Origin of the sequence: Bradyrhizobium sp. 157 (genome assembly GCF_023073815.1) — a bacterium.
GTDB lineage: Bacteria > Pseudomonadota > Alphaproteobacteria > Rhizobiales > Xanthobacteraceae > Bradyrhizobium.
Window position 1 is genome coordinate 1 of the sequence record NZ_JADPKF010000018.1, and the last position, 7,810, is coordinate 7,810.

6 protein-coding genes and 1 pseudogene are annotated in these 7,810 nt (G+C 62.9%); 1 reads left to right on the forward strand and 6 read right to left on the reverse strand.

Annotated features, from left to right (window positions below; translation table 11 throughout):
- Window positions 1-384: 384 nt before the first annotated feature.
- Window positions 385-1,281 (reverse strand): hypothetical protein, encoded by an 897-nt coding sequence (locus IVA95_RS03880; RefSeq protein ID WP_247509303.1) that lies wholly within the window; start codon window positions 1,279-1,281, stop codon window positions 385-387.
- Window positions 1,282-1,481: 200 nt separating this feature from the next.
- Here IVA95_RS03880 and IVA95_RS03885 point away from each other — a divergent pair.
- A pseudogene (locus IVA95_RS03885) lies at window positions 1,482-2,051 on the forward strand (EAL domain-containing protein); the annotation flags it as partial.
- Between the two features lie 132 nt (window positions 2,052-2,183).
- Here IVA95_RS03885 and IVA95_RS03890 read toward each other — a convergent pair.
- The 5 genes from IVA95_RS03890 to IVA95_RS03910 form a co-directional block, all read right to left on the reverse strand.
- Window positions 2,184-3,332 carry an ABC transporter substrate-binding protein gene (locus IVA95_RS03890; RefSeq protein WP_247509304.1) on the reverse strand — a complete coding sequence of 383 codons (1,149 nt, stop codon included), beginning with the start codon at window positions 3,330-3,332 and terminating at the stop codon, window positions 2,184-2,186.
- A gap of 88 nt (window positions 3,333-3,420) precedes the next feature.
- A complete protein-coding gene (locus IVA95_RS03895; RefSeq protein WP_247509305.1) occupies window positions 3,421-3,840 on the reverse strand; it encodes a thioesterase family protein in 420 nt (139 codons plus the stop codon).
- 9 nt (window positions 3,841-3,849) lie between these two features.
- Complete coding sequence (locus IVA95_RS03900) at window positions 3,850-4,611, reverse strand: SDR family NAD(P)-dependent oxidoreductase (RefSeq protein WP_247509306.1); 762 nt, start codon at window positions 4,609-4,611, stop codon at window positions 3,850-3,852.
- A gap of 34 nt (window positions 4,612-4,645) precedes the next feature.
- Complete coding sequence (locus IVA95_RS03905; protein ID WP_247509307.1) at window positions 4,646-6,532, reverse strand: feruloyl-CoA synthase; 1,887 nt, start codon at window positions 6,530-6,532, stop codon at window positions 4,646-4,648.
- Between the two features lies 1 nt (window position 6,533).
- Window positions 6,534-7,334, reverse strand: a complete 801-nt coding sequence (locus tag IVA95_RS03910; protein WP_247509308.1) for a crotonase/enoyl-CoA hydratase family protein — start codon at window positions 7,332-7,334, stop codon at window positions 6,534-6,536.
- Window positions 7,335-7,810: the final 476 nt, after the last annotated feature.

Below are 7,810 nucleotides of genomic sequence, written 5' to 3' on the forward strand. Positions count from 1 at the left end.
CGACTGTGATAATCTCTGACACGGACGCCTCCCTTAAGTGGTGCTCAACACCTCCACTTTGGCACATCGATGCCGTCGGCGGGGCGTCCACCCCATCATAAATTCGGTTCGGTAAATGCAACTTGCTGAATGTTCGCTTCGCTCCAAGAGCGACTGAATTGCTGCGCCGCCGCGAATGACGCGAAGGGCCATTAGCAAAGGTATGGCAGCCTGTTTCTGTCACAGACCTTTCGTATCTGTTCGACCGGATCCTTCGACTGCCGCCCGGCAGTGAGACGATGACGGTCTCTGCCGCCGCGTTATCGCATCTCAAGTCCTTTACGGGTTTCTCGGCCACGCAGCTGGAGGACGTCGTGGTCAATTGCAGGCGCCACTTGTGGACCGCTATCGCGGGCCGGCTTGAACCTCCCGCGGGCATCCTGTGGCCGGATTTACAGACGGGCTGCAGGATGAACTTCCAGCGCCATTTCCTTTCGCCCACAGGTTCTCCCAGCCGCCCATCCACGAGGACGGCACGATCGTGTCCGGCAGCCGCTTGAACCAGCCGAACGACTTGTTCTCCTCCGGCGGCGCCCGGTCTGCCTGCAGTCCGCCGGCTGAGGTCATCTGCGGCTCGGCTTGCACGTTCTTGGCGTGTACCACCCTAACCCGATCACGGGAATACCTTGAAGCACGCCGCGCATGACCACCATGCGCTGGACGCGCCTTCACTGCATGCTTCTCCTTTGCTTTTGCTTTGGCAGGTTTGCTCGCAGCAGGCTCCGCCGGCAACGGAGCCGGTGCTGCAACGTTGTTGTCGCCCTCGCCGGCCGTTGCGATGCGCATGACTGGCTTTATGGTCCCGTCATAGAGTTCGAGGCGGTCACCGCGCGCTAACGATTGGGGCGGCTCGTCTTCGGGAATGTCCGCCCGCAACAAATCCAGACCCCGTCGTCTTATCGCTTCCATCCTCTCAGCCTGCGTTTCAACCCAAGGGACGGCGGCCGGCCTGGAAGGATCTGCGCGCCGTTCGGTCGCACTTACCGTGCCTGCTCCAATTTCGCTCCAGACGAAAAGAAGCAGCGCAGCCAACCCGGCGATGCCCACCACGACGCCGACCCAGGCAAACCTCAGGTCCGCCACCGTGAAAGATGCGGCCCTTGCACACGATCCGAAGAAATGATCAGGAGGCCGGATCGCGCCGGCTAAGGTCCGGGTAATTGCCGCCGCCACATGGTGGCAGCTTTCGCAAGACTTGAAATAAACTCCTGCGCCAGAACAAGATCCGGTTTCCCGATCCATTCGGTGATACGTCATCCTGCTCCGGTCTGCGAAATCTAACCTCTCAATCTGCTGTCGTGCCATCGGGAGCGTCCTTTCGAACAATCTCCCAGCCCACTCCACCGATAAAGCAACGACACTCGAAGCATGCGCGCAACAGCCTTCGGCTCGAACTGCAACCCTCCAAAATTCACTTTTTGTAACTGCCTAAGGCTGTTGCAGTGCTTATGGGTAGGGAACGCCCGGCGCATCGCGAGAGCTTCGCTGTCGCATCGAACATCACCGAAGCCTTGGCGACGCCACTTTGGATCGACAACAGGCAGGTAACGATTGCAGCCAGCATGGGCATCAGCATCTATCCGGACAACGCCACCGATATCGACACCCTGATGCAGCAAGCGGACGCGGCGATGTACAGGGCCAGGCAGATAGGCCGTTGCACCCACCGCTTCTTTAGCGCCGACATGAACAGGCTCGCCGAACAGCGGCTCGTCTACAGCGCGGCGCTATGCCAGGCCAATGCAAGCGATGGGCTGACGCTGCACTATCAGCCGCAGACCAGGACGATCGGCGGCGTCCTCTATCGCGTCGAGGCGCTAGCGCGCTGGCCCGCCCCTGTACTCAGCGAGGTCTCTCCCCTCAAGTTCATCCCGCTGGCCGAGGAGTGCGGCCTGATCGAGCAGATCGGTCTATGGGCGATCCGCGAAGCCTGCCGGCAGATGGCCGCTTGGCGTCAAGCCGGACTCAACGTCCCCTACGTCGCGGTCAATCTGTCGCCGCTCAATTTCCAGAAGTAGGGTGGGAAGGCGCTCTTCGCGCCGTCCCCCCTGTCAGACCCCATCCAGAGTAGCCGCCATCGGGCCGCGATTCGCGCGGACCCGTTGGCGCCTCCTCACCATTGAGGGTTCAATCGTTGCCTTCCCTCACTTCGCCGGGACGTACTTGCCGTCCTTCACGGTCAGGATGATGCGTGAACGGTCGTCGAGGCCATAGCGATCCTTTTCGGTGAAGTTGTAGACGCCCTGGCTCGCCGCGATTTCCTTCTCCGAGATCAGCGCCAGACGGATCGCCTCGCGGAATTCCGGCGTGCCCGGCTTGGCCTTCTTCAGCGCCACCGGTATCACGCGCTTGAGCACTTCAAAGGCATCGTAGGAATGTCCGGCGAACTGGCTGCGGCTGTTGGCGCCATACTTGGCCTCATAGGCGGTGTTGAGCGCCAGGCCCGGCTTCTTGGTCAGCGCGCTGTCGGGCTGGGATTCCGGCGACATCACCGGACCGGAAGCCATGATCACGCCCTCCGCCGCAGGCCCCGCGATGCGGATGAAGTCCATGCTGGCGGCGCCGTGAGTCTGATAGATCAGGCCCTTATAGCCACGCTCGCGCAGCGTGGTCTGGGGCAACGCTGCGGCGGTCCCGGACGCGCCGATGAGAATGGCGTCGGGATTGGCGGCGACCAGCTTCAGGACCTGGCCCGCGACCGACGTATCCGGGCGGGCAAAACGCTCTTCGGTCACCATGGTCAGGCCCATGGGCACGGCCTGGGTCTTGAAGTCGTTGACCCAGAGGTCACCGTAGGAATCGGAGTAGCCGATATAGCCCACGGTCTTGATGCCATGCGCCTTCATGTGCTCGTACAGCACCTTGCCCATGATCGGGATCGGCTGCGGCATCGCGACCGACCATTTCATGCGCGCCTCGTTGATCGGGAGCGGCGCAAGGCCGAAATGCGGAATTCCCGCCTCGTTCGCGACGGTGGAAACGGCAACCGTCGGCGGCGTCGTCGACGAGCCCATGATGATGTCGGCCTTCGACTCGGTTACGAAGCGCCGTGCATTGGTGGTCGCCGCAGTCGGATCGCCGCCGTCGTCGAGCACGATGATCTTGAGCGGCACGCCGCCGATTTCCTTCGGCACGAAATCGAGCGAGTTGCGTTCGGGAATGCCCAGGGCCGCCGCGGGCCCGGTCGTGGTGACGGTGATGCCGATCGTGATTTCGTTGGTCTGCGCAACCGCCGAGCCCGGCAAGGCGAGAGCCGCTACAACGGCCGCAGCGGACAAAAAGGCCTTCTTCATTCATTCCTCCCTTGGATTATCATTAATTGTTTTAAGCAAAACTCGGTGGGCTATTCAGCCCCTCCTTTAGATCATGCGGAAGACTGAGTCAGCCCCGCATGAAACGCTCGATGATCTCCGGCGGCATCGGCGCCGATTTCAGCCTCGCGGGATCATCCGGATGCTTGCCGACCAGCACGCGGGTCTCGAACGCCTCGATCGCCAATGCCTCCCCCTTGAACACGTTGTGGACCACCTCGAAGCTGGAGCGTTTGAAACTCTCGATCCGGCTTTCGATCCGGATCCAGTCGCCATGGGTGGACGGGATATGAAATTTAGCCCTCGTGTCGACCATGGGAATGCCGACGAGGCCATATTTGCGGATGAGGTCCTGTTTCGAAAAGCCGGCGGCTTCGAACATGATCGAGGTCGAATCGTCGAACATCGCGAAATATCGCGGGTAGTAAACGATGTTGGCGGGGTCGCAATCGCCCCACTGGATCTGCACGTCGCGCCGGTTGACGAACATGAAGGGTCCCTACCGCGGCGCCATGCGCAGCGCGGCATCGAGCCGCACCACTTCGCCATTCAGGTAAGGGTTGTCGATCATGTGCAGCGCCAGCGAGGCAAACTCGTCGGCTTGACCGAGGCGGCGCGGGAACGGAATCGAGGCGGCAAGCGAATCCTGCGCTTCCTGCGGCAGGTTGGCGAGCAGCGGCGTGAGGAAGAGGCCGGGCGCAATCGTCAGCACCCGAATCCCGAACTGCGCCAGTTCGCGCGCGATCGGCAGCGTCATGGCGACGATGCCGCCCTTCGAGGCTGAATAGGCCGACTGACCGATCTGGCCGTCATAGGCCGCGACCGAGGCGGTCGAGATCACGACGCCGCGCTCGCCGGTCGCAAGCGGCTCGAGCTTCGACATCGGAGCGGTCGCCAACCGCAGCATGTTGAACGAGCCGATCAGGTTGACCTTGATCACCTTGTCGAAATCACCGAGTGCCATCGGGCCGTCTTTGCCGATCACGCGCTTGGCGACGCCGATGCCGGCGCAGTTCACCAGCACGCGAGCCGGACCATGGGCCGCCGCGGCCTTGGCGATCGCCGCTTCCGCCGAAGATGCGTCGGAGACGTCGCAGATCACGGCGACGCCGCCGATCTCGGCCGCGACGTCCTCAGCAAGCTTGGCGTTGAGATCGCAGACTGCGACCTTGGCGCCCTGCGCCGCGAGGCGGCGCGCGGTCGCAGCGCCCAATCCCGATGCGCCGCCGGTGACGATGGCGGCCTGGTCCTTCAACTGCATGGTGCTCTCCCTGACAAGCTTTGCGCGAATTCGGTTACAGCGTGATCACCTGCGCCGGTGGCGCGGGCGAATAGATCTCTTCGATCAGCACGCTGCGGTTCTCCAGAACAGCACGCTGGTTGATCGAACCCTTGTCGGTGACCTCGCCGCGATCGATCGACAGCGGAGTATCGAGCAGCACAGCGCGCGTGATCCGGGTCGACGATCCGGTTGCGCCCTCGACGAGCTTCTTAAAGCGTTCGCGGAAGGCCGCTACGATCAGCGGATCCGACGCCGCGGTGGCCAGATCGTCATGTGGAAGCGTCGGATTGATCAGGCGGCAACCGTCAAGATCGAGCACCACCAGCGCCGAGATTTCGTCGCGGTTGATGCCGGCAATCACGACGTCGCGCGCCAGCGGCGCGCAGGCCGCGACAAAGCGCGCCCGCAACGGGCCGACGCTGACCCAGGTGCCGCTTGCGAGCTTGAAGTCCTCGCCGATGCGGCCGTCGAAATCAAAACCGGCGTCGAAATTATCGGGATCGGCCGGCTTGAGCGCATCGCCCATCTTGTAGAAGTCTTCCTCATCGAAAGACTTCGCCGTCATATCAGGCTGACGCCAATAGCCGGGCATCACATTCGGCCCCTTGGCGCGAACCTCCAGCTTGCCATTATTGGGCACGAGTTTCGCGTCATTGCCCAGAACCGGCAGCCCGACATGGCCGGAACGGCTGGTATGCGGATTGACCGACATGAAGAACGGCGCGGTCTCGGTCGCGCCAAGGCCGGTCAGCATCGGCACGCGATAGCCGGTTTCCCGGACCGACAATTCGTCGAGGCTGTTCCAGACGAAGGCCGACAGCGCGGCGCCACTGAAGAACATGGCGTGGAGGCGAGTGAAGAATTTTTTGCGCAAGGCTGCATCGTCGCGCAGATAGGGCAACAGCGATTCATAACCTTTGGGCACGTTGAAATAGACCGTCGGCGAAATCTCCTGCAGATTGCGTACGGTCTCCTCGATGCCGCCGGGCATCGGCTTGCCTTCGTCGAGGTACATCGAGCCGCCATTGTAGAGCGTCAGCCCGATATTGTGATTGCCGCCGAACGTGTGATTCCACGGCAGCCAATCGACGATGACGGGCGGCTCGTCCTTCAGGAACGCCAGCGTCTCGCGCAGCATCACCTGGTTGGCGCAGATCATGCGCTGGGTGTTGATCACCGCCTTCGGATTGCCGGTCGAGCCCGACGTCAGCAGGAATTTTGCGATCGTGTCCGGGCCGATGGCCTCGTGCACCGCGTCGAGCCGTGGATGCACTGGTGTTGCTATCAGATCTGCAAGCGTTGTGACATCACGGCCAGGCACCGCACCGCGTGACGCCGCGATCTCGGTGCCAAGCGACACGTTGGCGGCGAGCGCATCGGCGAATTTCGTCGCGTCGTCGACGAACACGAGGCCGGGCGTCAACAGCTTCATCAGATAGCCGAGCTTGCCGTAGTCCCGCGATACCAGCGAATAGGCCGGCGATACCGGACAGAAGGGAATGCCGGCATAGAGCGCGCCGAACGCGACGAGTGCATGATCGACCGAGTTGCCGGACAGGATGACGACCGGCTTTTCTGCCGAAAGCCCGCGCGCCAGCAGCGCAGACGCGATGTGCCGCGACGACGTTAACAGCTCCGCATAGGTGATCTGCCGCCAGCCGCGTGCGGCGTTGCGCTCGGCCATGAAGACCCGATCGGGCACCGCTGCGGCCCAATGATGCAGGCGGTCGGTGATGCGCGCCGGATAGTCGCGGAGTTGCGCTCTCGGCCGCAGATAGATGGTGCCGTCGGCGCGGCGCTCGACATGCACCGCGGGCGTGCCGAACGAGATCGGGCGCAGCGGATGATCAGCGCGCGCGGCTGAATCGGTCGAGGCGGACATGCTGGGCTTGGCGCTCATGTCAGGTCGGCTTCACCTTTGCGGTCTTGTGGTCGAGAAACGCACGAATGCGGCGCTTGGCTTCCTTGTCGCTCTGCGCCACCGTCGCCATCAGGGATTCCATCAGGAGGCCGGTCTGCGGATTGGCCTCCGCGATCATAGGCAGCGCCTGCAGCACGGCAAAGTTGGTAAGCGGCGCGTTCGCCGCCACGCGTTCCGCCAGTTCCAGCGCCTTCGGCAGCGCGCCGCCGGCGTCCGTGAGATATTGCGAGAAGCCGTAGGCCGAGCCTTCGGTCGCCGAATAGACCCGCCCCGTGAGCATCATGTCGATCATCCGCGCCACGCCGATCAGCCGCGGCAGCCGTACCGATCCGCCGCCGCCGACGAAGATGCCGCGCTGGCCCTCGGGCAGCGCGAAATAGGCTGACGGTTCGGCGACCCGGATATGGGCCGCGCAGGCCAACTCCAGCCCGCCGCCGATCACCGCGCCCTTCAGCGCCGCGATCACGGGGATCCGGCTATACTGGATGCGGTCGAACACTCGGTGCCACATCTGCGAGTGCCGCAGGCCCTCGGTGGCGTCATGCTCGGTCAGTTCGGACAGGTCAAGTCCGGAGGAGAAATGGTCGCCGACGCCATGGACGACCACGGCGCCTGTGCCGTCGGGCAGATTGGAGAAGCAATCCTGGATCGCGAGGATGATGCCATCGTTGAGCGCATTGCGCTTGGCCGGGCGGTTGAGGCCCACGGTCAGCACCGCGCCCTTCTGCTCGATCTTGAGCAGGTCGGATTGACCCGCAGCGGCGGTGGAGGCGTTTCCCATGGGCAATTTTAGGTCCTGCGCAGAATAGTTATGTTTTATAACGATTTTGCCGGGCGGGAGTCAAGGTGCGTTGTTGCGGCTATGCCCCTCCCCGTCGTTGCGAGGAACGCCAGCGACCAAGCAGTCCATCTATCCCTGAGTGGTGAGGTGGATTGCTTCCGCCTTCGCTCTCCGAGCTTCGGCGGACAAATCGCTTCGCTCGCTATGACGTGGAGGTAGCGACGCAATACACCATCGTCATCTCCGCGTAGGCGGGACTCCAGTACGCCGCGGCTTCTCCCCGTCATTGCGAGGAGCGATAGCGACGAAGCAATCCATCGTCCCGCTTGCGGCGCTATGGATTGCTTCCGCCTTCGCCAAGGCTTCGGCGGACAAGTCGCTCGCAATGATGGGGTGGACGGCCCCCGAACGGCATCGATGTGCCAGACTGGCGATGCTGAGTCGAACCAGACAAGGGGACCGTCCATGACGAAGAT

Coding starts and splice junctions, on each gene's coding strand:
- IVA95_RS03880 (WP_247509303.1), bottom strand. CDS start 1,281: ATGGATCGGGAAACCGGATCTTGTTCTGGCGCAGGAGTTTATTTCAAG.
- IVA95_RS03890 (WP_247509304.1), bottom strand. CDS start 3,332: ATGAAGAAGGCCTTTTTGTCCGCTGCGGCCGTTGTAGCGGCTCTCGCC.
- IVA95_RS03905 (WP_247509307.1), bottom strand. CDS start 6,532: ATGAGCGCCAAGCCCAGCATGTCCGCCTCGACCGATTCAGCCGCGCGC.
- IVA95_RS03910 (WP_247509308.1), bottom strand. CDS start 7,334: ATGGGAAACGCCTCCACCGCCGCTGCGGGTCAATCCGACCTGCTCAAG.
- IVA95_RS03900 (WP_247509306.1), bottom strand. CDS start 4,611: ATGCAGTTGAAGGACCAGGCCGCCATCGTCACCGGCGGCGCATCGGGA.
- IVA95_RS03895 (WP_247509305.1), bottom strand. CDS start 3,840: ATGTTCGTCAACCGGCGCGACGTGCAGATCCAGTGGGGCGATTGCGAC.